This window comes from Alkalihalophilus sp. As8PL, from assembly GCF_040939795.1.
GTDB classification, from domain to species: Bacteria; Bacillota; Bacilli; order Bacillales; family Bacillaceae_D; genus Alkalihalophilus; species Alkalihalophilus lindianensis.
This window is the reverse complement of sequence record NZ_CP162551.1, coordinates 1,496,419-1,522,661: the sequence shown is the minus strand read 5'-3', so window position 1 is coordinate 1,522,661 and position 26,243 is coordinate 1,496,419. Positions and strand designations below refer to the sequence as shown.

Sequence of the window (26,243 nt, the reverse complement as noted above, 5' to 3'; positions counted from 1 at the left end):
GAAAATAAAAGACCTTTTAAGTCATATCCACTGCTCCTTGAAAAGAATGTTACCCGGCTTTTTTTATAAATTTGCTTTTTGATCAAATTATTGGGAAGACTTATCAACGGCACACTAAATTATAGATAGAATAATTCTTTAAAAATAACTAAATGGTTAACAATTTCTAGAGTCGGGTATTGGATGAAATAGATAAAAAAAAATAACGAGGAGGTATATTTCATGGAAAAGAAAATTATTGGCGGTGTATTTAAAGATCAATTTGATGCCGTAAATGTAATTGAGCAATTAGAAAGAAATGGTTACAACCGGAAAGATATTTCTATTTTCGCTAAAGATGACGGGATCTCAGAGGCAATTGAAGAAAAAACAGATATTGAGGTTTCAGGAGATTCTAAGAAAAAAAATAATCGAGGCGAAAAGGCAGGGAAAGGATTCGGAATTGGTGCGGGAGCTGGTGCTGTATTAGGTGGTATTGCTGGTCTTGGTTTACTTGCTATTCCTGGAGCTGGTCCAATCGTGGCAGCTGGTCCGATTGCCGCAGCAATTGAAGGTGGCTTAATTGGCGCTGGTGGTGGTGGTCTTGTAGGAGCAATGACTGGAGCAGGTCTCACAGAAGATCAGGCAAAAGAATATGATAAATATTTGAATGAAGGGCATATTGTAATTCTAGTTGAAGCTGATAAAACACAAGAAGAAAATGTGTTTAATACTTATACAAGTAACAACACAAGAAATTCTCATATGTACCCAAGTTATCAAGGTAGAACAGATACCTTTTAATTAGTTTACTAAATCTTATTGTAATAGAATACGTTATCAAAAAAGGGTCCTATGAATAGGTCCCTTTTTTCGCGAGGTGAAGTAAAAGTGGTTAGCTATTAATCTTAAAAAAGAATTTAAAAAAAGCGATATTTACCAAATCAGCGATCTATACAGAGACTCGCCTAGGTGTATAAAGAGGGTGATAAAAAGCTCGGTTTACTTTTTAGAATAATGGAAATAAATACATAGAGAGGTTTGAGTTAGTAGATTAAATGAAATTAATACCATAAAGGAGGTTACTATGGAACATTCAAACTCTATCAATAACATGCACGCTTACTCCAGGCGTAATTTCTGGTCCGGTATTTTATTTGGTTTAGGTTTAATTGCTTTCATTGATGAAATGGTATTTCATCAACTTTTGAACTGGCATCATTTTTACGATTTGTCGACTACAGATATCGGGTTGATCTCAGATGGGTTATTTCATGCCTTTAGCTGGTTTGCAACAATTGGCGGCCTTTTCTTATTTGCTGATTTAAGACGCCGTCATGCAGTGAATATTAAACGGTGGTGGGGCGGGGTCTTTCTTGGTGCCGGAGTGTTTCAGCTGTATGATGGGATCATTCAGCATAAGGTGATGCGTATTCACCAGATTCGCTATGTGGAAAATGTCATTGTGTATGATTTGGTATGGAATATCGGAGCAATTGTCATGATCATTATTGGTATTGTTCTTGTTAAGCGATCTAATCAATCAAGACAAGTAAAGGGGGAATAATTCATGGAAGGTCATCATCATCACCAACACGCTATGGAGCAGAACGGGTTTGTCCTAGCTGAGTGGATTTTAGCCTCTCCCTTTATTGTACTCTTTATTTTATATTTAGCCGCTGTCATGATATCTAATCGTACTCATAAAAAATGGCCCGTCTATCGAATTGGGTTGTGGACGGCTGGAACAGCTTTAGCGGTCATTTCTGTTCTAGGTCCGTTAGCTAAGCTTGCTCATGGGGATTTTGTTTGGCATATGGCCGGGCATCTATTTTTGGGAATGCTCGCACCTCTCTTCATGGTTCTTGCAGCGCCTATGACCTTGTTCTTACGTACACTGCCTACCCATGCTGCTAGAAAGGTAACAAACGTATTACGAACGAGAGTAGCAGCGTTTTTTACAGACCCAATTATTGCTTCTCTATTAAATGTAGGAGGACTTTGGATTCTCTATACGACAGACCTCTATCTGATGATGCACGAGATTGTGGCTCTACATATCTTTATTCATTTCCACGTTTTTTTAGCTGGATATCTATTTACGGTTTCAATGATCTATATCGATCCGATGCCTCATATAAGGAGCTATCTTTATCGTTCAGTAGTATTGGTCCTTGCACTAGCAGGCCATGGGATTTTATCAAAATATATTTATGCTAACCCTCCTCAAGGAGTGGAAAGAGCCCAAGCGGAAAGTGGAGGAATGTTAATGTATTACGGCGGAGATGCTGTTGATATCATCATTATTTTCATCCTTTGCTTGCATTGGTATAAGGCAACAAAGCCTAAAGTACAGATGAGTAAGCAATCACCTGCTGAAATTGTGTAAGAGAGCTTGTTCATATTATGTTCATAAACCTTCGTTATAATAGAGTGAGCACGTATTCTAAATAAACAGAGGTAAGAAGATGAAACATAAGGCATTAACGGTATTAATTATAGAGGACGATCCTCATATTGCTGAGCTGATTCAAATATATATGGAGAAACTAGGCTATTTGACGCTCATTGCCTATGACGGGGAAGAAGGTCTTGAAGCGTATTTTGACTCTTATCCTAATTTTATTTTCCTAGATATTATGCTGCCCAAGGTAAACGGGTGGGAAGTGTGCCGAGACATTAGAAGGGATAACCGGAAGATTCCTATTATTATGCTGACGGGAAAGGGAGAAAGCCAGGATAAGATTAAAGGGCTCGACATCGGTGCAGACGATTATGTGGTGAAGCCTTTTGATCCAAATGAATTGGTTGCTAGAATGAAGGCGGTTATGAGAAGGGCCGATCTGTTAAATGATGAGGAACAGGTTATCTCTCTCTCAGAGCTTGTTATTGATAGGAAGCAATATAAGGCAGCTGTTGGCAGTAGAGAGATGATGATGCCGCCTAAGGAAATGGATTTGATTTATTATCTTGCTAGTCACCCTAATCAAGTGTTCACTCGCCAGCAGCTACTAGATCAGATTTGGGGCTATGGGTTTGATGGAGATCCAAGAACAATCGATGTTCATATTAAACGTATTCGCGAGAAGTTAACAGAAGCTGATGCGAAATGGACGATCAAAACGATTCGTAGCGTAGGGTATAAGTTTATGGAGAAGCAAAATGATTAGACATCAAAATATTTTTACAAAGCTGTTCGTCACCTATTTTGTGATAATCCTTGTCTCATTTCTCTTATTTAGTTCAATCTTTCTCTATCTTTTTCATGTGAACATGTATGATGACTTTAAAGAGGGGTTTGATTATTCAAAAGCGAAGATTGAAGGACACTTCGATTTGGCAGTAACGGAAGGCTGGAGTGAGGAGGTCCTTGATGCCTCACTCGACATCAGTTTGAGTCAAATGAATAATAGCATCTTTATTTACAATTCAGAGGCAAACCGTGTATATCAATCGAGCTATGATCAAGCCCCACACCTTAAAGTCAATGTACATATGGTTGAAGACCTGCTTAGCGGAGGGGAACTAGCTGAAGGGATGAGGGTGGATAACCGTCTTGTTTATACGTTAGCCGAACCGATTGATGTCAATGCCCCCACACCTCATGTCATGGTCATGGTGTATTATGAATTAGATCATCAGTATAAACAAGTGCTGATCATGATTGGTTTAACCTTCACGATCACTATGTCACTTACAGGGTTTATTCTCTGGTTTATCTCAACAAGGCTGACGGCTCCCTTAAGAGAGATGAATCAAATTGCCCTTCAATTAGCTAAAGGCGATTTTTCTCAACATGTACGAGTTGCTACGAATGATGAGATTGGCCAGTTAGGAACGACCTTTAATTACATGGCAAAAGAGCTCGAGAATATTGAACAGATGAGAACGGACTTTATTACAAATGTGTCCCATGACTTAAGGTCGCCGCTCACATCTATTAAAGGTTTTCTAACTGCTCTTCTTGATGGCACGATCACGGAGCATCGCAAAAATCACTATTATACGATCATGAAAAATGAAACTGAACGGTTAAGCAAGCTGGTAAATGATCTATTAGATATGTCACAGCTTCAACATGGACATATAAAGATCAAGCCAAGTTTTTATAATTTGAGCGAACAAGTTCGTCTAATTGCAGCTAAAATGGAGCCGCAGCTTCAAGCTTCAGAGCTCTTTATTGAACTAGAGGAAGAAGCTCGCGATGTGTTTGTGTTTGCGGATCAAGACCGGATTGAGCAAGTGCTGATTAATCTAATAGAAAACGCCATCCATCATTCACCGCCCGAAAAGCCTATATACATTCACATTACTGAGGCAGGTGAGAGAGTAAAAGTGAGCATCGTGGATGTAGGAGAGGGTATCAAAAAGGAGGATCTTTTCTACATATGGGAAAGGTTTTATAAATCTGATAAAGCTCGCTCCAAAAAAGTCGGAACGGGAGTAGGACTGTCGATCGTTAAATCGATAATTGAGCTTCACCAGTCTTCCATTCATGTTAAAAGTGAGGTGGGATTAGGAACAACCTTCACGTTTACATTGCCGCAATCGAATAAGAAAGATGGAGTATAGAAAAGGTTGGCTTTATAGCTAGCCTTTTTTTGTTCATCTTGTGTTCATATTAGAGTGATAATCTATATTTGAAGTTAGGAAGCTAGAAATTATACAAGCTTGAAATTTGCTGAAAGAAAAGAGGAGAATACATGAAAACGATTGCTACATTTGCCTCGAACCGAAAAGGGGTGTGGATCATTTTACTTACCTGGGTCATTATTGCAGGAGTGCTGAGTCTCGCACCTTCTGCGAATGACTACACGGTAAATACTGGTGAAAATGATCTTCCAAAAGAGGCCCAATCGGTAATTGCGAAAGAGAAAATCAACCACTATTTTCCTGAGGATAAGGGAATGCTCGGCTTACTCGTTTTTCAAAATGAATCTGGGTTTGAGGAATCTACGTTCACAGAGGTCGATCAAGTAAGTGAGTGGATTGGGGAAGAAATCCCCGAAGAACGGTTAGAGTCTGCTATACCATTTCATCAGTTTCCAGCTCATGCGAAGGAGATGTTCTTATCAGAAGATGGTACGACGCTTGTCCTTCCTTTAATGCTTGCAGACCAACTTGAGATGGATGAAATCAATGAGACTGTCATAGCTATAGAAGAGTACAGTTCAACTGTTCTTGATAATGGGAAGCTGATGATCACTGGACCAGCAGGGATTGCTTCAGACACAATTGCTATTTTCTCGAATGCCGATCTCGTTTTATTATTTTCAACGATTGTATTAGTTCTGATCTTATTAATTGTGATATATCGTTCACCATTGCTTGCTATTATTCCATTAGTAGCTGTTGCGTTTGTGTATCAGGTGGTGGATCGAGTGCTCGGTATGTTAGCTGCCCAAGGAGCACTTACGATTGAATCACAATCCTTATCGATTGTCATGATCCTTCTATTTGGGGCAACGACAGACTACAGTTTATTTGTCTTTTCACGTTTTCGTGAAGAGCTAAGAAAGCGAGAAAATAAACATGAAGCAATGGATGCTGCTGTCAAAGAAGTGGCCGAGCCGATCTTCTTTAGCGGAGGAACGGTATTTGCTGCGATGCTTGTTTTGTTACTAGCTCAATATGGGCCTTATCAAAACTTTTCACTCGTCTTTGCGATTACGATTGCTGTTGTTCTGCTTGCAGGATTAACCTTAATTCCGGCTCTCTTCACGATTGTCGGCCGCCGTTCATTCTGGCCTTTTATTCCGAAAGTGGGAGAAGAGACTTTAGAGAAAAATCGCTTCTGGACAGCGATCGGATCCTTTGTGACTAAAAAGCCTCTGTTAGCAGGTGGCTTAGTGCTTATTTTCTTATTAGTGAATGCGTCTAATGTGTTTAATGCTCAGTACTCATTTAATATTATTCAATCGTTTCCTGAAGACATGAAGTCAAGAATAGGGTTTGAACAGCTAGAAGAACGTTTTCCTCCTGGAGAGCTGGCGCCGATCTCTATTTTAATAGAAGCAGAACAAGGATTTTTATTGACAGATGCAGAGCTTGACTCCATTGAAGCTTTAAATGAACAGCTCCTCCTAATTGATGGGGTAGATTCGACTTCTCTGCCTGATAGAGAGCAAATAAGAGAAGGGAGTGCACATGGAGGAAGTGTATTAAATGAAACAGGAGAAGCATTGAAGTTTGATATGATCTTAAGGATGAACCCTTATGATCAGGCGTCACTTGATGTAGTGGATGAGTTAATTGATAGGAGAGGTGAGCTGCTCCTTGAAAGCGAACTTGGTGCCGAGTATGAACTCTATATAGGCGGCGAAACAGCTAAATCAGCTGACATCCGAGCACTAAGTAATTGGGATACGTTCGTTATTATCGTTACGGTCACGCTTGTTATTTTTGTCATGCTTATTTTCCATACTAGATCACTAGTTGCACCATTGTATATGATGGCGACGATCCTACTATCATATGCTTCAGCCTTAGGACTAAGCTGGTTTTTCTTTGAAACTTTTTTTGGGTATGAGGGGATGAGCTACCGGATTCCGCTCTATGCATTCGTTTTCCTAGTCGCACTAGGAGTCGATTACAACATCATGCTTATTTCAAGAATTCGGGAGGAGAACAGAAGCTATAGTATAAGAGAAGCAACGAAACGTGGAGTAGCGTTAACAGGCGGTGTAATCTCATCAGCCGGGTTAATACTAGCAGCAACGTTTGGTGTATTAATGACGCAGCCTATTTTAGAGTTATTTATGTTTGGTTTTATTGTCTCAATCGGTATATTGCTTGATGCCTTTTTAGTAAGAGGCATGCTTGTTCCAGCGCTTGTGACCTTGTTAAAACAATGGAATTGGTGGCCGTCTAAGGCTAAGAAAGAACAAACAAAAGAGGTGTCATAATGAATAAAACGAAAGTATTACTAAGATTTTCAGCCCTTTACGCGTTAATTGGAACATTTTTAGGAAGTCATATGGCAGGAGCAGGTTCCATGTTATTTAGAGCCATTCATGCCCACATTTTGCTAGTGGGCTGGCTTTCATTATTTGCCTTTGCGATCTTCTATGCCGTATTTGCTATTCCAAAGCATTCTAAGCTTGCCGCAGCACACGTTTGGACCGCATTGATCGGAAGCTTTGGATTGACATTTGGCATGTGGATGCACTACTTTAAGCCTGAATGGGCACCAGAAACATTCAGCCTCATCTTCTACATTGTAGGAGGAACGGTGTTGATTATTAGCTTCGGACTCTTTGCTGTTATGATGTTTGTGTATGGAAGGTATTTAGGAGAAAAAGAATAGTTTCGTTTTTAAGTATTCATTGTTTCCTCCTCAGGTATAAAAAAGCCTTTACCAAAACTGGTAAAGGCTCTTTGAAGGCCAAAAGACCTCTACCTAATCATGTTTAGGAATGTAAATTATTATTTTCAGGTTGAAGTTCTGTAGTTGTACATAATTGAATAATTGTAGTTCCCCCTTGAATCTGAGATAATAAAGCAATAACAAATTGGTAGAAATGGATAAAAAGGAAGGTACATATGTCCGAGCAGAACATTACAAGGATAAACTTAGAAGGTAAGGAGCTTATCTTAATTGGTACAGCTCATGTATCTAAGCAGAGTGCTGAGGAAGTAAAACAAGTCATTGAGGCTGAACAACCGGATTCGGTATGTATTGAATTGGATGAACAGCGTTATCAATCGGTTACAGCTGGTAGTAAGTGGAAAGATATGGACATTTTTAAGGTGATTAAGGAAAAGAAAGCGACTCTCCTTTTAATGAACCTATTTATCTCATCTTTCCAAAAACGAATGGCTAAGCAATTTGATATTAAGCCAGGGCAAGAAATGATTCAGGGTATTGAGTCAGCAAAAGCGGTAGGAGCAGATCTTGTGCTTGCAGATCGTAATATTCAAATTACCTTCTCGAGAATTTGGCATGGGGTCGGGTTATGGGGCCGTGCGAAGCTTCTAATGTCGATCGTTTATAGTGTTTTTAACAATGAAGAGATTTCAGAAGAAGAGCTTGAACGTCTGAAGACAGAAGATATGCTGAACACAATGCTACATGATCTAACGGTCTCATTCCCGAGACTTAAAAAGCCGTTAATTGATGAACGAGATCAGTATCTTGCTCAAAAGATTAAAGAAGCACCAGGGGATAAAGTTGTTGCGGTTCTAGGGGCTGCCCATGTTCCGGGTATTAAAGAACAAATTAAGAAAAACCATGATCTAGATAAATTAAATGAAAGACCTAAAAAGTCAGTAGCTCCGACCATTATTGCTTGGATGATTCCACTGCTCATTTTAGGTATGATTGGATATGCTTTTTATACCAATCCTGAAGTAGGAGCAAATCTAACCTTAAGTTGGGTGCTATGGAATAGTGCTTTTGCAGCTATTGGAGCAGCCGTTGCGCTTGGTCATCCATTGACGATTGTAACGGCACTCGTTTTAGCTCCGCTGACTTCATTGTATCCGTTACTTGCAGCCGGTTGGTTCGCAGGACTTGTTGAGGCGTATATAAGAAGGCCGAAAGTGGCGGACTTTGAGAGCTTATCAGATGATGTCTACTCGGTAAAAGGATTCTGGAGCAATAATGTGACACGTATTTTGCTAGTCGTTGTCCTGACCAATCTCGGTAGTACGCTAGGCACAGTTATTGGAGGAGCAGACGTTGTACGCCAATTTATGCAGAATATTTTTGGGTAAACGTTTAAATTCTTTGTAAGTAAAAGGTAAGGTGATTGAAGGTCTGTGATTGACTTTAAAGCCGCACAGAAGTGGCCAAAGATTCCTAAGGATTTTCAGCAAAAGTTATTGCGCCTGAGTCTAGAGGATATACGTTAAACTTGAGTACTATTGTATTCTTATCAGCGTTAAATGTGCGGTTTCAATTCGCCTCAGCACCCCGATCAACATGTAAAACGCCTCACCAAGCCGGTGAGGCATTTTCTTATTCTACGTTTGCAATTCTCTCTAAAATGTCACCGTATTGTTCTTCGTATTTTTCATACACAGGCTCAACTTGTTGGCGGAAGGCCTCTAAATCTAGTTCCTCAGCTGAAACAATCTCAATTCCGTTATCTAGTAATTGTTGTTTTTGTTCTTCCTCAAGTCCTTGAGAAATCTCTCTTTGAGTTTGGGCGAATTCTTTCCCTAGAGTAATGATCGTTTCCTGGATGTCTTCGGGTAGTGATGTGTATAAGTCATCATTCATCAAAAGAGTAGCAGATGCGTAATAAAGACCCGCTTCTGTAAAATGGTCGACCTGCTCATAAACATTCGTACTCCAAATCACCCCGTATGAGAAATCTGATCCGTCAATAACGCCCTGTTGTAATCCTCCGTATACTTCCGGAAAAGCCATTGGTGTTGCATTCGTTCCAAGCGCGCTATATGTATCTAGTAAAATATCACTTTCAATGGTGCGCATTTTTAAGCCTTTAAGATCATCAGGTGTAAGTACTGGATGTTGATTGTTGGCAATATGACGTTGCCCGTTTTCCCAGAAAGCAATCCCTTTTAACCCGGCATCACTCATCTTATCAAGCAATTCTTGGCCGATTTCTCCGTCTAGAGTGTTGTAAGCATGATCTAAGTCTCTAAATAAAAACGGGAATTCAATGGCAGTAACATCTGGTACAAAGTTTGTCACGACTCCAGTGGTGATAACACTCATATCTAAGTTCTGCAATTGTACACCTTCTAATAATTCACGCTCTCCACCAAGCGCCCCGTTTCCATAAATCTCAAATTGTATTTGGCCATCTGTTGCTTCTTCTACGGCTTCTGCATATGCCTCAAAACCAAGGGAATAAGCTTCCTCAGGTGGCGCGATATGTCCTACTTTTAAAGTGATTACGTCATCATTTGCGCTGTTTTCTGCAGCCTCAGCTTCAGATGTAGCACTATCTGCGCCCCCACACGCAGTTAACCAAAGTAAACAAGTAGCTGTTGATACGACTGATAAGATTTTTCTCTTTTTCATCTTCTCTCCCCCTACTAAATCTTTAACGCTTAAAAGCGTTGAATTGATAATGTATTGCCTATTATAAACTATGTTAGATCATTTTACACTAATTATTTGAATTTTTTGTTATCTTTTTTGATCTTATTTCGCTAAGCAAAATATTTGAAAGTAAGATAAAACCTCTTTATGATAGAACAAACCGTAAAAGGATTTAATCGTTAGGAGGAATGTAAGATGAATGAACAATATAAATCTTTGTTTACTAACTATACATTTAAACGTGGATTAGAGTTGAAAAATAGAGTTATGATGGCCCCTATGACGAACTTTGCTTCTGATGAACAGGGAAAGGTAACTGATGCTGAATTGGATTACTATAGAGAACGTTCAGGTGGTGTAGGAGCGGTTATTACGGCTGTTGCTTACGTAACACGTGATGGAAAAGGATTTCAAAATGAAATTAGTGCCGATTCAGATGAAATGATCCCAAGCTTAAAGAGATTAGCAGACACGATTAAAGGAGAAGGAGCGAAAGCTATTCTGCAAATTTTCCATGCGGGAAGAATGGCTCCTAAAGAAGAACTTGTAGGAGATCAGCCTGTAAGTGCAAGTGACGTGGCTGCTCTGCGACCAGGTTCGATTACACCAAGAGAACTAACAAATTTGGAGATCGAAACGATTATTCAAGCTTTCGGAGATGCAACTCGCCGTGCTATTGAAGCTGGATTTGATGGAGTAGAGATTCACGGTGCCAATACGTATCTCATTCAACAATTCTTCTCCCCTCACTCAAACCGTCGCAACGATAAGTGGGGAGGAAGTGTAGAGAGTCGAATGACGTTTCCTCTTGCTGTCATTAAGACAGTAAAAGAAACAGTAACGACTCATGCCAAAGAGCCGTTTATTATAGGTTACAGAATTTCTCCTGAGGAAATAGAGAGCCCTGGGATTACAATAGAGGATACATTAACATTTGTTGATGTGTTAGCAGATCAGGACCTTGATTATCTTCATATCTCTGTTCAAGACTTCTGGCAAGGCTCGATTCGGGATGAAGAGGATAAGGAGTCGCGTGTTATCCTCATTTCGAAACGTGTAGGTGACAAGGTACCAATTATCGGAGTTGGATCGCTTCATACCCCAGACGAAGTAAAAGAAGCTCTAGATTCGGGAGTGCCATTTGTAAGCTTAGGAAGAGAGTTAATTATGGAACCTAAATGGGTCGAAAAAGTACAAGCAGGCAGAGAGTCTGAAATTAAGACTACCGTAACCAAGAATGATCAAGAAAAATTAGTTGTGCCGGATGTTCTTTGGAGTGCGATTATGAACACTCCTGGCTGGTTCCCTATAGAAGAATAAGCAATTTGGCACCTGCACTTAGCGTGTAGGTGCTTTTTAAGTTATTAGACCGAAATTCACTCAAATAGGCATTAACCTTTGTTAGATTACCTACATAAACTGATTAAAAGATTATGAGAGGGTGATTTGGTGAAGGGATCAATTCGGAACTATTATGCTGGGGGGAACACAGCTAAGGGGTTCTATAGCCTTTATGATTCGGCTATTGATGGACTGAATCGATTGTTTATTTTAAAGGGTGGTCCAGGTACTGGGAAATCAACGTTAATGAAGGCAATCGGCCAAGAAATGGTCGATAAAGGATTTGATATTGAATTTTTACACTGCTCCTCTGATACCAATTCAATCGATGGCGTCATTGTGCCTAAATACGGAATTGGAATGGTTGATGGCACGGCCCCACATGTGATTGAACCCAAGGCGCCTGGTGTAGTAGAAGAATATGTGAATTTAGGTGTGGCGTGGGATACTGATAAATTAATGCCTCATAAAGAAGAGATTCTTACCTTGAATACCGCCATCTCTCATGCGTTCCATACAGCTTATGATACATTTGCTGCTTCCTTAAGAGCTCACGATGATATTGAAGACATATATATAAGCAATATGGATTTTGCCAAAGCTGATCAACTCGCCACAGAACTAATCAATCTATTTTACGGAGACGACAATCTAGGGAAAGATGCTAATGTGAAACATCGATTCCTAGGTGCAGCTACACCAGTAGGAGCAGTAGATCATATTCAAAACTTAACAGCTGATATTCAAGATCGTTACTTTATTAAAGGGCGGGCAGGCTCTGGTAAATCAACGATATTAAAGAAGATTGCAGCCGCTGGTGAAGAAAAAGGGTTTGATGTTGAAGTCTATCACTGTGGATTTGATCCTAATAGTCTTGATATGGTCATTATTAGAGAGAAAAGCATTGCAATCTTTGATAGCACAGCCCCACATGAATACTTCCCGGAGCGTGAGGGGGATCATATCGTTGACGTATATGAACGGTGCATCACTCCAGGTACAGATGAGTTGTACGCAGAGGAAATAGCAAGAACGACTAAATCGTATAAGGACAAAATGAAAGAAGCTATCACCTATTTAGCAAATGCCAAAATGTTAAGAGATCAGCTTGAAGCCATTTATATTAAAGCGATGGATTTCAATAAAGTAGATCAGATCAAAGAAGACATTCTAAGGGAACTTAACCAACACATTTCAAAGTAGATTAAACGGGTACTGCTCTTATGTCGAGAGTAAGTACCTGTTTTTACGTTAATTAAACGTTTATTTAACGAAGGTGAAATCCTATAGCGACTATGGTAAGATTTGAACAAACTTCTAGAATTGAGGGAAATGGATGTATGATCCAACGATTTTTGAAAACTTGAAAGTGGCCATTGAAAACCATATTTATGACTTAGATAACCTAGATCAAATCGTTCAAATTCATAATAGAGTTGATCGACTTGAAATGGCTGTGATGGCTCGGGAGTTTGCGCTACGATTCTCGCTTAGGGAACGCTCCAAACCAGAAGCGGAAATTAACTTAGTGGCATCTGTGAAGGATTTAGCGGCAGAGATTCTTGATTGTAATAACTTAACAATTGGCTGTGAATTAAAGGTGAAGTTTTTCTTGAAAGTGGAAGATGTGGATCGTCAGTGTCGAGAAATTGAAGAAATATTAACTGAAATCTGGAAACCAGAGCTAGAGCAACCTATCAGGCAAAAGCTTGAATTTCACTATCAGGAACAAGGGTCAAGTTATCATAATACGGTTATTGTTACATTTCCAACAAAAATTAATGAAGAACAAATGGAGCAACTACCGGAATTTATTGATCATGTCTTAGTGAGCCTTAAGCAATTACAAGCGATTAAGTGAGGGGATAGGTATGAGGCCGATTGAAAAAGCATTAGCTACCATCCAACAAACGAATATTTCCTTTCCTTGTCAAGAAGATGCATTGGAAGAAGCAATGGATACATATACAACATTTTACGGAGTCAAGCTAACCGATATTAAACACTCATATGGCTATGTAATGATTAATCAGTATAAGATCTTTCTGCAATCCTTTAAACCAAAGAGACCTCAAGCGACTATATTACTTGTTCATGGTTATTTTGATCATACAGGATCAATGAGTCACCTAATCAATTTTTTGACCACTAATGGCTATCATGTCTGGAGCTATGATTTAACTGGTCATGGACTTTCTGATGGTGACCGTATCTCAATTGATGATTTTTCATATTACCAAGAAGTGTTGGTTGAAATTAGTGAAAAGTATGTCATGAACGAATACCATCCAACCTACTTGGTTGCACACAGTACAGGAGCTGCAATCTCACTGAATATCCTCACGCAACAACCTCATACCTTTAATAAAGTTGTGATGCTCGCTCCATTAGTTCGTTCTTACGCCTGGCATGCGTCGATAGTAGGGAAGAAAATGATCCCTCCATTTATTAAACATACGAAACGGTATTATAGAAAGAACAGCTCCAATAAAGAGTATCACTCATTTGTTAAACAGGACCCACTGCAACATCATCAACTCTCTCTCAAATGGTTAAATGCGCTCTTTTTATGGAATCAGAAAGTAAAGGTGTATGCAAAGTCTGACCAAAGCGTTCTAATAATCCAAGGGGATGAGGATCGAACAGTCGATTGGAGATTTAACTGCGCATTTATACACCAAAAGCTTCCTGAAAGTAACATTATCTTAGTAAGCGGGGCTAATCACCAGTTAATGAATGAACATAAACAACTAAGAGACCAAATTTTTTATTTAATGAAGCAATATCTTGAAAAATAGAGTCTTTCTCCTATTGAAAGGCTTTTTTGTTTGCACGAAAGCTACATAGGGGATGAATAGACAGGGGATAATGTAGTGGTTCCTCAAGCATTTGCTTTTGTATTGTCAAACAATTATAATAATTAACATGATTAAATATGGAATGGTTGTTCCGAATAGTGGAATAGGAGGGTTGGGCATGGGAGGCATACAACAAAATAGAACGATTGAACCGTTAAGTGATACATCGATTATCGTGACCTTTGGAAGGGAAATTAACTCTTCGATACATAATGAAGTGCAGGCATTTAATCATTATCTTGATCAATTTCCTTTTAAAGGATTTATTGAGTATGTGTCTGCGTTTACAAGCGTAACCATTTTTTATGACCCAATAATAGTTCGAGAAAATAGAGGGGATGCTGAGTTACGTTCTGCATACGAAATCGTGCATTCTTTTGTAGAGCATGGTCTGAATCAGATGGAACGAGATATCGTGCAAAAGACTAGAGAGATTGAGATCCCAGTTTTTTATGGGGGAGAATATGGAGAAGATCTAGAGGTAGTTGCAAGACATAATAATTTAACTACCGATGAGGTGATTAATATCCATTCAAAAGGTGACTATCTTGTTTACATGATTGGATTTGCCCCCGGATTCCCATACTTAGGTGGGATGTCGAAGAAAATTGCCACCCCTCGTAGATCAAATCCTAGAACGTCTATTCCACGGGGATCGGTTGGTATCGCAGGCGAGCAGACGGGAGTTTATTCACTAGATACACCAGGTGGCTGGCAGATTATAGGACGCACACCATTAGAACTTTTTTGGCCCAATGATAATCCCCCTACTTTATTGCAACCTGGTGATAAAATTCAGTTCAAACCAATCACTTTAGCAGAATATAACGAGTACAAGGAGAAGATTACATGAGTATAAAAGTACTTCGCCCTGGACTACTTACGACGATTCAAGATTTAGGAAGAGTTGGCTATCAAAAATATGGTGTGATCGTTAGCGGGGCGATGGACGCCTACGCACTGCGAATGGCAAATCTCTTAGTTGGAAACAGCGAAACAATGGGAGCTCTTGAGATCACTATGGCCGGTCCTGCACTTGAGGTTCAACAAGATACGTTAATAGCGGTTACCGGAGGACATCTTTCACCAAGTATTGGGAATTATCAACTACCCTCATGGCGACCGGTTTTTGTGAAAAAAGGTAGTGTCATCAGGTTCGGCAAATGTATAAGTGGGTGTCGGGCATACCTAGCATTTGCTGGAGGATTTAATATTGAGAAGGTAATGGAAAGCCAAAGCACTTATTTGCGTGCGGAAATTGGTGGCTATAAAGGTCGTACCTTAAAAGAAGGAGACATCCTATCTTTAAATAACCAAACATCACCACTTGCCGATCACTTTACAGCACTTTTTTCGAGGGATACAAAAAAATCATTTTATGCGCCGGCTTGGCGGGTGAGAACTTCAATTCAGCCACAAAAGAAAGAAACGGTTATTCGTGTTCTCACTGGAACGCACTATACACAATTCGACTCAGACTCACAAGAGCAATTTTTTACGAAAACGTTTACGATCTCTCCTCAGTCTGATCGGATGGGTTATCGATTACAAGGTCCTGAATTGAAGCTAGATGAGACATTTGAAGTCCTATCCGAAGCGGTAGCATTAGGGACTGTTCAAGTACCTGCAGATGGAAACCCTATCATCCTTTTAGCTGATCGTCAAACAACGGGAGGTTACCCTAGAATGGGACAAGTCATTAATGTAGACATCCCGCTTCTCGCACAATTAAAGCCCGGAGACACCCTATCGTTTAAAAAAATAAGCTTAATGGAAGCAGAAGAACTGTATATCGGTCGTGAAAAGGAATTAAATGACGTTAGGGTAGGAATGTTAGTAAAGAGACATGAAAAGACCCCGTAAAAACGGGGGTTATCTGTAGCCAAGCGCATGGGAGATTTTCGCAGCTGAAGCTTTGACCTTTTGAATCATCGTAGCAAGTTGTTGTTCATCAAAACGATCAGAAGGACCTGCAATACTTAGCCCACCTGCAATGTGACCTTGGTAATTAAAAATAGGAGCTGCCAGAGCTGTTGTTCCATTCTCAAGCTCTGAATGGCTCACTGTATAGCCTTCTACTCTTGATGTTTTTAATATTTCACGAAGTAAGTTTGGGTCTGTGATGGTACCTTCTCCAAAAGGGAGTAAGGCTTGTCCATTTAAATAAGTGTCAATTTCTTCTTCAGGTAAATTAGCTAGGATAATTCGCGAACAAGCCCCTGCATATAAAGGGGAACGTCTTCCTACTTTTGTGAACAGTCTAACCGGATGCGATGTGTCGAGCTTTTCAATGTATAGCGCTTCTGCTCGATCTTTAATGGTTAAATTAACGGCTTCACCAATCTCATCACGTAGGTCTTTCATTATTGGGAGAGCAAGTTGTCTTAAATCAATACGATCAGAAACAAGCTGACCAAATTCAAGAAAAATCATACCTAATGAATACGTTCCGGTATGATCTTTTTGAAGCAAGCCTACTTCTTCAAGAGAGACAATCATACGGTGGGTAGAAGTTTTAGGAAGACCAGATAACTCAACCATTTCATTTAGAGTAAGCGACGATTGAGTACGAAAAAGATCTAGGAGCTTCATGGATTTTACGACGGTTTTATTAATGTTTTGCAAAAGAAACGCTCCTTTATTTATGGGTTATCTATTTCATTTATTGTATTAAACGAGTTCGTAGCTGTCTACATCTGAGAATGAAGTGAGCTATTTCAAATAAGAAAATGAAAGGGTGAATAAAATGAAGCAAAATCCAATTGAAGACCAACAAGAAAACATGACAGCTAAACAACGTTTAAGTGCGATGATGGGGGCTGCCTTTTTAATGGCAACTTCAGCCATTGGTCCTGGATTTCTAACACAAACAGCCGTATTCACGGAACAATTGCTTGCAAGCTTTGCCTTCATCATTCTTGCTTCCATTATTTTAGATATTGGAGCTCAGATGAATATTTGGAGAATTATTGCCGTCTCAAGAATGCGTGGTCAAGAAATCGCTAATGCGGTTCTCCCCGGTCTTGGGTACGTTGTAGCCTTTTTTATTGTATTAGGTGGACTTGCCTTTAATATCGGAAATGTAGCCGGCGGTGGACTTGGGGTCAATGCTTTAATGGGGCTAGATCCAAGAATCGGGGCTGTGATGACCGGTGTGATCTGTATCGTTATCTTTACTCTTAAAGAAGCAAATGTAGCAATGGATAAAATTGTACGATACCTAGGCGCTGTCATGATTTTACTTACTCTTTATGTGATGTTTGTAAGTAATCCGCCGTACGCAGAGGCAGCACTCCGTACAGTAGTACCACTCGAATTGGATTTTCTTGCGTTAATAACTGTTGTTGGAGGGACTGTAGGGGGATATATTACTTTTGCTGGTGGTCACCGTTTACTTGAAGCGGGTATTTCTGGGAAAGAAAATATCGGTCATGTAACGAAGACTGCCGTATCAGGGATTATTGTTGCTTCTATCATGCGCTTTATTTTATTTTTAGCAGTGCTAGGTGTGGTCACAGCTGGTTTTGCTTTGAACGCTGACAACCCAACCGCCTCTGTTTTCCAAATTGCCGCAGGTGAGGTTGGCTATCGCATTTTCGGTTTAGTACTATGGTTTGCCGGTATTACATCTGTTATTGGTGCAGCTTATACATCTGTATCTTTCTTAACGACCTTTCATTCAAGCATTGAAAAGAATAAAAATTACTGGACGATTGGATTTATTGTGTTCTCAACAATTATTTTTGCATTCATTGGACGTCCGGTTACATTACTTATTTTAGCGGGAGCATTTAATGGCTTAATTCTTCCATTAACACTTTCATGTGTATTACTGGCAGCACATCGTTCGAGGATCGTTGGAGATTACAAACACCCAATTTGGATGACAATCTTTGGCGCAATTATCGTAGTGTTAACGACGTATTTAGGAATCCATACGTTAACTCAAATGATTCCACAATTATTCCAATAATATAGAAAGAATAGGAGTGAGAGGATGAAACGAGTTGATTTGAACTGTGACTTAGGGGAGAGCTTTGGAGCTTATAAAATTGGTCAAGATGAATTAATCTTAGACCATATCTCTTCAGCCAATGTAGCTTGTGGCTATCATGCAGGTGACCACAATGTAATGGCTGAAACAGTTAAGATGGCAAAGGAAAAAAAGGTGAGCATCGGTGCTCATCCTGGTTTTCAAGATTTGATGGGGTTTGGTAGAAGAGCGATTCAAACGACTCCAGAAGATATCTATCATTTCATTATTTATCAAATTAGTGCTTTAAAAGGATTCTGTCACTTACATGATGTACCAATGAAACATGTGAAGCCACATGGAGCACTGTTTAATATGGCCGCAAAAGATCCAGTTATTGCAGAAGCAATTGCAAAGGCAGTGTATGATACCGATCCATCCCTTGTATTATTTGGACTATCAGGTAGTGAGCTAACAAAACAAGGAGAAAAGCTTGGCTTAGATGTTGCTAATGAAGTGTTCGCTGATCGCACCTATCAGCCTGACGGGTCGTTAACACCTCGAACGCAAACAAATGCCTTAATCCATGATACGAATAAAGCGGTTGAGCAAGTGTTGCAAATGGTACAAACAGGGACGGTTACAGCAGTAGATGGTTCTACCATTTCTATAAAAGCTGATACCGTTTGCATCCACGGAGATGGTGAGAATGCTTTGGCTTTTGCCCAAAATTTGAGAGAGACTTTAGTTAATGAAGGAATATCAATAAAGTCTATAAAGTAATGGAGAGAAAGGGAGTCGATTGACTCTCTTTTTTACGTTTAAGCGAGCAAAAACGAATAAGTGAGCAAATAAGTACGGAACACTTGTGCTATATTCGGTGTCCTTTAAATGAATTGGTTCTATGGTCATATCCTCTCTATACAATTTAATCCATTTAACCCATTGGTTTATAAATTGAGCGTGCTATAGTTAAAAAGATGCTAAAAAGGTGAAAAAATAACGATTTCTAAAGAAGTGGAATTTAAGGGAAAATCTAAAAATAGATCGTAAACTGTTTAAAGCTGCGTCTCTTTAAAAATCTAAAGCGGGTGATGGGGGAAATGAAAGTATTAGATGTGAGTGCACTTGATTTAGCAATAGAAGAAACAAAACGCACTCTAATGAAGCAAAGCGAGCAAATCCAACAAATTGAACAGGCTATAAAATCATTCACATCACTTCAAGATTCCTTTAAAGGGAGCGGGGCTGATGCTATTCGTGCGTTTTACGAAGAATGCCACCAGCCATTTTTATTGTTATTTCAAGCGGTCATTGATGAGTATTCAACAATTCTTGATCAGATCAAGGGAGCAATGTATTTCTTTGAACCAGCGCCGAATGGCTTCATTCATCAACAATTTTTAGATGATGAATTAAACCAGGGGTTAGAGCAAACTAGAAGCACAACTATGTATTTCACAGACCAGGCCAACTCAATTATGCAGCGTGTGTCTGATATTGTGCAGCTGCCCAGATTAAGTGATGAGGATGTGCTGATGCATATTGATCAGACGAAAAGGCATGTCACTGAGACAAGTGAGAACATTATGCATCTCGACTACGAACAAACAAATGCCTTGTATCCGGTGGAACAAAGTTTAAGAATGATGTCTCAATACCTGATGACCATCTCAAATATGTTTGCACAGCAAGGATTTGCGATTTCATCCTTTATATCGGGTCAATTAAAGGATGATGCTAGTTATAAAATGGTTAACGAGGCTTTATTATCTAAAACTGGTCAAAGCATGGAACAAAGTTTACAACATAAAGACGAATCACCTTCCTGGGTAGGAAGAGTACTAGACTATTTTAATACGGCTAATCAAACGATCGGCTTCTCTGATTTAGCTGTAGTAGGATCTCAGGCTGCAATGACGACTTCAACGATATTTTTAACTAGAAAGCTAGAAGTTGGCTACCTTCCCAAAAAAACGCCGCCTCTTATGCAAAGATTAAAAGGTGATTACCGCTTTTCTGTAGGAGCGCATGAGTCGTGGACGAGTAAAAGCAAGCACAGCTCAAGAACGGCAAATTTCTTATTGGATTTTTCAAGGTCACAGCCAACGAATTCAATGGCCCAGGGGCTCCAGCGGTTTGCAGCAAGCTACAACAGCCCATCGCATATGCTCAGTCACCTAGCTGGATTCCCGAAAAACCACACCGGATCCATTGTAGGTTCAACTCTGCAAACCAGCTTCCAATCAAGGCTGACAACCGGAACGAAAGAGGTTGTGAAGCAGGTATTTGATGCCAAAGGACTTCAAAGTGTAGGGAGAAGGGTTCCGATTGTGGGTACAGGGGTTTCTTTTGTAGGGCATTTATCAGAATTTACTAGTCCAAATAATGAAAATAAGTCTTTTGGTGAAAAGTTGGGAAGAAGTTCAGCTGGATTCTTAGCAGATGCTGGAGCAATAACTTTAGGTGCAAAAACTGGGGCAATTATAGGGAGTGTTGGTGGCCCAGTTGGAGTGATAGTCGGTGGTGCATTAGGGGGGTTAGCAGGAAGTGTTATTAGTGTAGCAGCAGGAGACAAGGTTAAGAACTTAGGTGAGAAAGTAGGTTCAGTTGCGGAATCAACATATAAAAATATCAGCAAAGGATTTTCCCCCACAACAATAGGTAAATGGTTTAATTGATTAGTACTACGCTGAAGAGTAGTAATTGGAGGGGGGATATTTATATGTTGTCGGAAGGTGTTATTGAGTGGTTTGAGTTGTTTTTTGCATATATTATTATGGCTCAACTCTCTTATGGATTTCTAGTTTTAATATTAGGGGCGACTATAATTGAATATTACGAGTGGGGAATATTTAGGCCAGCTGAAACGAAATTTCAGAAAGCGACCAATTTCTTTTTGAAATCTATTATAGGTATAGGTCCTTATTTCTATCATCGTTTTTCTAGATACAGTTTTCTAAAAAGAAAACTATATTATTTAATTACATTAATTGGTTTGACTGTATTTGGTCTAATTTTAATTGGTTTAATCAGGTTAATAGGAAGAATAATTATAAAAGTATTAATCTGATCAACAATTAAGCATACAAATATGGAAGAGTTCCTAATTAATAACTACGAGGAGTACAATGACGGAATCAGAAGTATCAAATTTAATCATTATTATTGCCTCGCCTATTCTCACACAGATTAGTTATGCGTTTTTAGTTTTAATTTTAGGGTCTGTCATAGTGGAGTATTATGAATGGGGAGTTTTTAGGCCGGCTGAGACTGGGTTTCAAAAGCTTACAAATGCGATAATGAAAGGCTTCTTTGGTATAGGTCCCTACTTTTATAAGCGTTATAAGAAACATAATTGGTTAACAGCAAAAGTCCTATACTTTTTTACTTTTATCGGTATATGCATAGGAGCCTTTGTTGCATACGGATTACTTTGGCTTGTTCTAAGAACAATAGTGAAAGTGCTAGGAATTGAACTAGTTTAAGATAAAAGGAATAGAATGATGTCTAATCAAATGATTGAGTACATTGAAATATAAAGCAATACCGAAGGATGTGTTATAGGCAAATGAATTTTGTTATGAGGTGCTCGACTGAGGAGCTGGCGCTGCTCGTATCATTAAACGGATTTCCGAATGTGGCAAAAGGAATTCTAGAGGCAGGACTAGGGACAAAAACTCAACAAGAGTGGGATGCTGTGATGGAAGCGACTGCTCATCAATTAATGGTCAAAGACCTTTGGGTAGAAGAAGCTGAACGGAACGGGGAGATTCCATTAAGCGAGGAGATGCAGACCTTTATCAAATCCTATGTTGAGTCAAAATATATGGTTCGTGTTCCAGATGCGCCAAATCAACATGCAGTAATCTTGCATCATATTGAAGGGGAAACATGGCTGATTCATTCAATCGACCGAGATATCATTCATGAATTTGCTTATATGACAGTAGATGAGACGCCCGAAGTGATAAAAGATTATTATGCATTTAGTGAAAAGCATCCAGACATTCAGAGGACCTTTACTTTAACTGAAGAAGCATTTGACTTACTAAGTGTGCGGGGAAATTTAAAGAAGGTTCAGAGGGTGACAAACCTATCTCCTGAAGAAGAGCTCCATTTCCAAATGTTTTTAACGGATCTAGATCATCATGCATGGATTCTCCACAATATTTCTTTCTTTCATATTCCATCAATTGATGAGGATCCTACCCTTGAGAACATTACATTTTTCTTGCCTGGTAAGGAAGGAATTTGGATAGTAAGTTATCGTGAAGGCGAAGAGCTGCCAGTTCAAGTGACGCTAGAGTCTACAGATGAATGGAATGCGATGGTTCAAGGAATAGCTGTAGTTGCTAAACAGATAAGTGAATAAAAACAAAAAGCATTCAGAGGATTTTCATCTGAATGCTTTCTTTTGTTTCTTCTAATACAATTTGCAATCATATCTAGATGGTCATTTAATCGTTTAATGAAGAGTAGATACCAAGTAGGAATGCGGATCTCTTCATCATTTTTTAAATGAAGGTTTAGCGAAAACGGTGCCTGTGCCCAAATAGAAGTGTAGAAGATGCGTATTAAAAAGCGATATATTCCAAGAAATTGATATATGCAAATGTTAAGGAGATAAATAAATTAAAATCAACTACCTAATATATACAATATAAAACCAAATAGAGCAAGAATCGCAAAATAAAATAATAGATTTAAGACAGCCTTTACGGTGGCAGGGTCAAGGTGTGCAACAAAAAAGCCAAGAGTTTAGCTTTAATCCAAAGCTGATCTCTTGGCTTTTTTTATGTTTCTCAATTACTTCTGTGTAGAAACAAAATCTTTCTTAGCTTCCTCTAACATATTGTTTATTGATTGGATATACTCTTTTAAACTCATGATAACTCCTCCTTGTGTGTAGTGTTTTTATATTTAGTCTTTGTTTTTGTTATGTTACCTATATAATTGCCAACTTTTAAATTCTATAAACCTATCAAGCTTCAAATGAGTAAAAAGTCTGATAGATTGATACTGTCTTATTTTAAACAAATGTATTATGTCTTATCTTTTTTATGAAAAAGTTGGTTAAGCCTGGTCTGTTCAGGGAATTAATGAAAATATACAGGGGAGGACTGGATATGAATCAAATAAAAGAAGATATACAGGCTTATTTAGAGAAAATTATTAAAGAAGAAAAGCAAGTCGCAAGGGATGGGAAAATCCCTGATTATATTGAGAAAGTAGATAATGAGGATCATGGGGCTATTTCAATGGCGATGACCGGGCTTGATGGAAGGTGCGTTAAGGCTGGAGATGATGAAGGGAGATTTTCAATCCAGAGTATGTCAAAAGTCATTTCACTAGCTGTTGCTCTAATGGATCAAGGAGAGGAAAAGTTATTTCAGCATGTCGGTAAAGAGCCTACAGGGGACCCTTACCACTCATTAAGTAAGATGGAGTTGCAGGAAGATGGTGGCCCATTGAATCCTATGGTGAATGCAGGTGCAATTGCAGTGGTTGGCCAAATTAAAGGGAATTCAGTTGATGATAAGTTTAGTAGAATTCTTGATTTAACAAGAAAATTAGCTGGAAATAAAGAGATCGATTATAATCGTGAAATTGTACAAGCAGAGGGACATGACTTGAACCGCGCTCTATTCTACTATAACCGTTATGGTGGGTATGTCGATGGCGAGCTTGAGGATGTGCTTCCTATTTATTGGAGGATGACTTCAATTGAGATGACAATTGAAGAGCTTTCTCGGATAGCTGCAGTGATTGCTAATTACGGGGAAGACCTTGAGACAAAAGAGCAACTTATTCCAAGAGAAGTAGTGAAAGTATTGAAAACATTTATGGTGACATGTGGCATGTATGATCAATCGGGAGCGTTTGCTGTTGATGTAGGAATTCCAGCAAAGAGTGGTATTTCAGGAGGCATTATGGCCGCGATTCCGGGACGAATGGGAATCGGTGTGTTAGGCCCAGACCTTAACCGACATAATAATAGTATTGCAGGTATCCGTTTATTAAAGAAAATCTCAGATCGTTGGGATTTAAGTCTATTTAATCAATGATCAGGAAGACCACTTCTCGTCTAAGAGGAGTGGTCTTTTTGAAAACAAAAAAAGCGCCCTGATGAGGACGCCAAAAATAGGAGGTTATGACGGGTTTGGTGGAGAGTTAAATGTACACAACAATGAAAGAATAAGATAAAAGATAATGTTGTGTCTTCTTAACGTCTCTCCTTTTCGTCAAGAATAATACAGTGTACGTAAAGATTAATAAGTTGCATAGACAAGAGACATGTAAATAGATAAAATCCGCATTTTGTTTTCGAGTTGTGTTATTAAAGAAACAGGAGAAGCGCCTGCTCTATGGTTAAAAATGTGGAAAGTAGGAGGTCAATGAAGCGAATAGATTCTAATACGGAAATGTTAAGGAATGGAATTCTAGAAAATTATGATGTGTAGGAGTTACTCTTTCACTAAACGTGGAAGAGTTTTTTGTGCGCATTATTCAAATGAGAATTTATTATTCATATTTGAATAATGTGGTGTATGATAAATAAAAGTCAGAAAATAAAGATAAATATACATGCATTCTATTCAATATTGAATAATGAGAGGAGAGAAACATGATGTTTTTTGAAGAAGTAAATGAGAGTGAAGAAATATTAAAAGCTTTGAAGGATGATTTATTAGTGACAGATAGAGATGGGAGGATTATATATGTTAGCGACATAACGAAGGGTTTATATGGGGTTGAAGGTCAAAACATCATTGGTGCTTCAGTTTACGAATTAGAGAAACAAGGGATCTTCACACCGATTGTAACTCCACTTGTACTGAAGAAAAAAGAACGTGTGAATGTTATTCAAACAACGAATAAAGGGAGAAAACTGCTTATTACAGGTGTACCTGTTTTTGATGGGAAAGGAGAGGTTCACAGAGTTGCTTCTTATTCTCATGACATTACAGAAATGGTGAATATGAAGCACTTTCTATCTGAAATGCAAGATGAGATGGAGCGAGTTCGTAATGAATTAGAAATACTAAGGAATCAGCAGATGAAAAATACTGGTTTTGTGGGTAGTTCTTATGAAATGAAGAAGTGTTTATCAGTAGCGAAACAAGTGGCTGAAGTAGATGTGAATGTATTAATACTAGGTGAATCAGGTGTTGGGAAGACTCACTTAGCAAAGTTAATCCATCGCGAGAGCGCACGGAAGGATAAACCTTTTATTGAAGTGAACTGTGGGGCAATTCCTGAAAGTCTATTTGAATCAGAATTCTTTGGGTATGAAGCAGGCTCTTTTACTAGTGCAAATAAAAAAGGAAAGCTAGGTTTAGCTGAGTTAGCAGAGGGAGGTACCCTTTTCCTAGATGAAATAGGAGAGCTTTCTCTACCACTTCAAGTGAAAGTGCTCCGTTTTATTCAAGAAAAACAATTTTATCGTGTTGGAGGAACAAAACCTAGAAGTGTTGATTTCAGGTTGATTGCTGCTACGAATCAGCCTTTAGAACAGTTGGTTAAAGAAAAAAAGTTTCGTGAGGATCTCTATTTTCGTTTGAATGTCGTTCCTATTCGTATTCCACCTTTAAGAGAAAGAACAACAGATATACTCCCTTTAATCGACCATTTTGTAAGTGAATTTGCTAGTAAGTACAAACGAAGTCGCATTTTAGATGACGCTGTGAAGCAACAATTGTTCAAGCAACCATGGCCAGGTAATATCAGGGAATTAATAAACTTGATTGAGAGATTGGTCGTCGTTTCTACTTCGGAAATTATAACGATTAAAGATTTACCAGAGACCTATTACTTAACTTATGGACAAGATTTTATTCAAAAAGAAAAAACTCTACCGGAAATAATCGAGCAAGTAGAAAAGGAAGTGCTGCAAGAAGCCAAAAAAAAATATAAAACAACCGTTAGGATGTCAAAGAATCTAGGGATTAGTCAACCTACAGTAGTCAGAAAACTAAGAAAATATAAAATTAACTAATGAATTGGTATGTTTATTGCATTAATCATTATTAGATCATCAACTAGAGCGTAACTAGATGAAATTAAAAATACTGAT

At 38.8% G+C, this 26,243-nt stretch carries 24 protein-coding genes; 22 read left to right on the top strand and 2 right to left on the bottom strand.

Annotated features, from left to right (window positions below):
- The first annotated feature begins 222 nt into the window (after positions 1 to 222).
- The 8 genes from AB3N04_RS09235 (at position 223) to AB3N04_RS09200 (ending at position 8,694) form a co-directional block, all read left to right on the top strand.
- On the top strand, positions 223 to 783 hold the full coding sequence (locus tag AB3N04_RS09235) for a general stress protein (protein ID WP_368505758.1): 561 nt from the start codon (positions 223 to 225) through the stop codon (positions 781 to 783).
- A gap of 283 nt (positions 784 to 1,066) precedes the next feature.
- Entirely contained in the window at positions 1,067 to 1,546 is a 480-nt protein-coding gene (locus AB3N04_RS09230) for a DUF2243 domain-containing protein (RefSeq protein WP_368505757.1), read from the top strand.
- A 3-nt stretch (positions 1,547 to 1,549) separates the two neighbouring features.
- Positions 1,550 to 2,368, top strand: a complete 819-nt coding sequence (locus tag AB3N04_RS09225) for a cytochrome c oxidase assembly protein (protein ID WP_368505756.1) — start codon at positions 1,550 to 1,552, stop codon at positions 2,366 to 2,368.
- Positions 2,369 to 2,447: 79 nt separating this feature from the next.
- Entirely contained in the window at positions 2,448 to 3,149 is a 702-nt protein-coding gene (locus AB3N04_RS09220; protein ID WP_368505755.1) for a response regulator transcription factor, read from the top strand.
- Complete coding sequence (locus tag AB3N04_RS09215; RefSeq protein WP_368505754.1) at positions 3,142 to 4,551, top strand: ATP-binding protein; 1,410 nt, start codon at positions 3,142 to 3,144, stop codon at positions 4,549 to 4,551. The genes AB3N04_RS09220 and AB3N04_RS09215 overlap by 8 nt, the downstream gene beginning before the upstream one ends.
- Positions 4,552 to 4,682: 131 nt before the next feature.
- Entirely contained in the window at positions 4,683 to 6,884 is a 2,202-nt protein-coding gene (locus tag AB3N04_RS09210) for an MMPL family transporter (protein WP_368505753.1), read from the top strand.
- The gene (locus AB3N04_RS09205) at positions 6,884 to 7,285 is read left to right on the top strand and encodes a hypothetical protein (RefSeq protein WP_368505752.1); all 402 of its coding nucleotides are present in this window, start codon (positions 6,884 to 6,886) and stop codon (positions 7,283 to 7,285) included. The genes AB3N04_RS09210 and AB3N04_RS09205 overlap by 1 nt, the downstream gene beginning before the upstream one ends.
- 236 nt (positions 7,286 to 7,521) lie before the next feature.
- Positions 7,522 to 8,694, top strand: a complete 1,173-nt coding sequence (locus AB3N04_RS09200) for a TraB/GumN family protein (RefSeq protein ID WP_368505751.1) — start codon at positions 7,522 to 7,524, stop codon at positions 8,692 to 8,694.
- 244 nt (positions 8,695 to 8,938) lie between these two features.
- Here the strand turns inward: AB3N04_RS09200 and dctP are convergent, their stop codons facing one another.
- Positions 8,939 to 9,973, bottom strand: a complete 1,035-nt coding sequence (dctP, locus tag AB3N04_RS09195) for a TRAP transporter substrate-binding protein DctP (protein WP_368505750.1) — start codon at positions 9,971 to 9,973, stop codon at positions 8,939 to 8,941.
- A 216-nt stretch (positions 9,974 to 10,189) separates the two neighbouring features.
- Between dctP and AB3N04_RS09190 the strand changes: the two genes are divergently transcribed.
- The 6 genes from AB3N04_RS09190 (at position 10,190) to AB3N04_RS09165 (ending at position 16,056) form a co-directional block, all read left to right on the top strand.
- Positions 10,190 to 11,314 (top strand): NADH-dependent flavin oxidoreductase, encoded by a 1,125-nt coding sequence (locus tag AB3N04_RS09190; protein WP_368505749.1) that lies wholly within the window; start codon positions 10,190 to 10,192, stop codon positions 11,312 to 11,314.
- A gap of 129 nt (positions 11,315 to 11,443) precedes the next feature.
- Entirely contained in the window at positions 11,444 to 12,538 is a 1,095-nt protein-coding gene (locus AB3N04_RS09185) for a PRK06851 family protein (RefSeq protein ID WP_368505748.1), read from the top strand.
- A 133-nt stretch (positions 12,539 to 12,671) separates the two neighbouring features.
- Complete coding sequence (locus tag AB3N04_RS09180; RefSeq protein WP_368505746.1) at positions 12,672 to 13,196, top strand: hypothetical protein; 525 nt, start codon at positions 12,672 to 12,674, stop codon at positions 13,194 to 13,196.
- A 10-nt stretch (positions 13,197 to 13,206) separates the two neighbouring features.
- On the top strand, positions 13,207 to 14,133 hold the full coding sequence (locus AB3N04_RS09175; protein ID WP_368505745.1) for an alpha/beta hydrolase: 927 nt from the start codon (positions 13,207 to 13,209) through the stop codon (positions 14,131 to 14,133).
- 178 nt (positions 14,134 to 14,311) lie between these two features.
- Complete coding sequence (gene pxpB, locus AB3N04_RS09170; protein ID WP_368505744.1) at positions 14,312 to 15,046, top strand: 5-oxoprolinase subunit PxpB; 735 nt, start codon at positions 14,312 to 14,314, stop codon at positions 15,044 to 15,046.
- Positions 15,043 to 16,056 (top strand): biotin-dependent carboxyltransferase family protein, encoded by a 1,014-nt coding sequence (locus AB3N04_RS09165; RefSeq protein WP_368505743.1) that lies wholly within the window; start codon positions 15,043 to 15,045, stop codon positions 16,054 to 16,056. Before pxpB ends, AB3N04_RS09165 begins: the two co-directional genes overlap by 4 nt.
- 9 nt (positions 16,057 to 16,065) lie before the next feature.
- On the opposite strand, the gene AB3N04_RS09160 is transcribed toward AB3N04_RS09165, so the two are convergent.
- Positions 16,066 to 16,818 carry an IclR family transcriptional regulator gene (locus AB3N04_RS09160; protein WP_368505742.1) on the bottom strand — a complete coding sequence of 251 codons (753 nt, stop codon included), beginning with the start codon at positions 16,816 to 16,818 and terminating at the stop codon, positions 16,066 to 16,068.
- A gap of 121 nt (positions 16,819 to 16,939) precedes the next feature.
- On the opposite strand from AB3N04_RS09160, the gene AB3N04_RS09155 reads away from it, so the two are divergent.
- The 8 genes from AB3N04_RS09155 to AB3N04_RS09120 all read left to right on the top strand — a co-directional run bounded on the left by AB3N04_RS09155 (position 16,940) and on the right by AB3N04_RS09120 (position 26,165).
- Positions 16,940 to 18,166, top strand: a complete 1,227-nt coding sequence (locus AB3N04_RS09155) for an NRAMP family divalent metal transporter (protein ID WP_368505741.1) — start codon at positions 16,940 to 16,942, stop codon at positions 18,164 to 18,166.
- A gap of 24 nt (positions 18,167 to 18,190) precedes the next feature.
- Positions 18,191 to 18,949: a LamB/YcsF family protein gene (locus AB3N04_RS09150; protein WP_368505740.1), complete on the top strand. Its 759-nt coding sequence runs from the start codon at positions 18,191 to 18,193 to the stop codon at positions 18,947 to 18,949.
- 320 nt (positions 18,950 to 19,269) lie between these two features.
- Positions 19,270 to 20,847 (top strand): LXG domain-containing protein, encoded by a 1,578-nt coding sequence (locus AB3N04_RS09145; protein WP_368505739.1) that lies wholly within the window; start codon positions 19,270 to 19,272, stop codon positions 20,845 to 20,847.
- Between the two features lie 44 nt (positions 20,848 to 20,891).
- Positions 20,892 to 21,239: a hypothetical protein gene (locus AB3N04_RS09140; protein ID WP_368505738.1), complete on the top strand. Its 348-nt coding sequence runs from the start codon at positions 20,892 to 20,894 to the stop codon at positions 21,237 to 21,239.
- A 58-nt stretch (positions 21,240 to 21,297) separates the two neighbouring features.
- The gene (locus tag AB3N04_RS09135) at positions 21,298 to 21,654 is read left to right on the top strand and encodes a hypothetical protein (RefSeq protein WP_368505737.1); all 357 of its coding nucleotides are present in this window, start codon (positions 21,298 to 21,300) and stop codon (positions 21,652 to 21,654) included.
- 83 nt (positions 21,655 to 21,737) lie between these two features.
- Positions 21,738 to 22,541: a hypothetical protein gene (locus AB3N04_RS09130; protein WP_368505736.1), complete on the top strand. Its 804-nt coding sequence runs from the start codon at positions 21,738 to 21,740 to the stop codon at positions 22,539 to 22,541.
- 754 nt (positions 22,542 to 23,295) lie between these two features.
- Positions 23,296 to 24,234, top strand: a complete 939-nt coding sequence (gene glsA, locus AB3N04_RS09125; protein ID WP_368505735.1) for a glutaminase A — start codon at positions 23,296 to 23,298, stop codon at positions 24,232 to 24,234.
- A gap of 560 nt (positions 24,235 to 24,794) precedes the next feature.
- On the top strand, positions 24,795 to 26,165 hold the full coding sequence (locus AB3N04_RS09120; protein WP_368505734.1) for a sigma-54 interaction domain-containing protein: 1,371 nt from the start codon (positions 24,795 to 24,797) through the stop codon (positions 26,163 to 26,165).
- The last annotated feature ends 78 nt before the right edge of the window (positions 26,166 to 26,243 follow it).

Bases quoted from the DNA above. Each gene is read 5' to 3' on its own strand.
- AB3N04_RS09220 (WP_368505755.1), top strand. From the start codon at position 2,448: ATGAAACATAAGGCATTAACGGTATTAATTATAGAGGACGATCCTCAT.
- AB3N04_RS09230 (WP_368505757.1), top strand. From the start codon at position 1,067: ATGGAACATTCAAACTCTATCAATAACATGCACGCTTACTCCAGGCGT.
- AB3N04_RS09130 (WP_368505736.1), top strand. From the start codon at position 21,738: ATGAATTTTGTTATGAGGTGCTCGACTGAGGAGCTGGCGCTGCTCGTA.
- pxpB (WP_368505744.1), top strand. From the start codon at position 14,312: ATGGGAGGCATACAACAAAATAGAACGATTGAACCGTTAAGTGATACA.
- AB3N04_RS09180 (WP_368505746.1), top strand. From the start codon at position 12,672: ATGTATGATCCAACGATTTTTGAAAACTTGAAAGTGGCCATTGAAAAC.
- AB3N04_RS09150 (WP_368505740.1), top strand. From the start codon at position 18,191: ATGAAACGAGTTGATTTGAACTGTGACTTAGGGGAGAGCTTTGGAGCT.
- AB3N04_RS09175 (WP_368505745.1), top strand. From the start codon at position 13,207: ATGAGGCCGATTGAAAAAGCATTAGCTACCATCCAACAAACGAATATT.
- AB3N04_RS09140 (WP_368505738.1), top strand. From the start codon at position 20,892: ATGTTGTCGGAAGGTGTTATTGAGTGGTTTGAGTTGTTTTTTGCATAT.
- AB3N04_RS09200 (WP_368505751.1), top strand. From the start codon at position 7,522: ATGTCCGAGCAGAACATTACAAGGATAAACTTAGAAGGTAAGGAGCTT.
- AB3N04_RS09205 (WP_368505752.1), top strand. From the start codon at position 6,884: ATGAATAAAACGAAAGTATTACTAAGATTTTCAGCCCTTTACGCGTTA.
- dctP (WP_368505750.1), bottom strand. From the start codon at position 9,973: ATGAAAAAGAGAAAAATCTTATCAGTCGTATCAACAGCTACTTGTTTA.
- AB3N04_RS09210 (WP_368505753.1), top strand. From the start codon at position 4,683: ATGAAAACGATTGCTACATTTGCCTCGAACCGAAAAGGGGTGTGGATC.
- AB3N04_RS09155 (WP_368505741.1), top strand. From the start codon at position 16,940: ATGAAGCAAAATCCAATTGAAGACCAACAAGAAAACATGACAGCTAAA.
- glsA (WP_368505735.1), top strand. From the start codon at position 23,296: ATGAATCAAATAAAAGAAGATATACAGGCTTATTTAGAGAAAATTATT.
- AB3N04_RS09165 (WP_368505743.1), top strand. From the start codon at position 15,043: ATGAGTATAAAAGTACTTCGCCCTGGACTACTTACGACGATTCAAGAT.
- AB3N04_RS09235 (WP_368505758.1), top strand. From the start codon at position 223: ATGGAAAAGAAAATTATTGGCGGTGTATTTAAAGATCAATTTGATGCC.
- AB3N04_RS09190 (WP_368505749.1), top strand. From the start codon at position 10,190: ATGAATGAACAATATAAATCTTTGTTTACTAACTATACATTTAAACGT.
- AB3N04_RS09135 (WP_368505737.1), top strand. From the start codon at position 21,298: ATGACGGAATCAGAAGTATCAAATTTAATCATTATTATTGCCTCGCCT.
- AB3N04_RS09225 (WP_368505756.1), top strand. From the start codon at position 1,550: ATGGAAGGTCATCATCATCACCAACACGCTATGGAGCAGAACGGGTTT.
- AB3N04_RS09145 (WP_368505739.1), top strand. From the start codon at position 19,270: ATGAAAGTATTAGATGTGAGTGCACTTGATTTAGCAATAGAAGAAACA.
- AB3N04_RS09215 (WP_368505754.1), top strand. From the start codon at position 3,142: ATGATTAGACATCAAAATATTTTTACAAAGCTGTTCGTCACCTATTTT.
- AB3N04_RS09120 (WP_368505734.1), top strand. From the start codon at position 24,795: ATGATGTTTTTTGAAGAAGTAAATGAGAGTGAAGAAATATTAAAAGCT.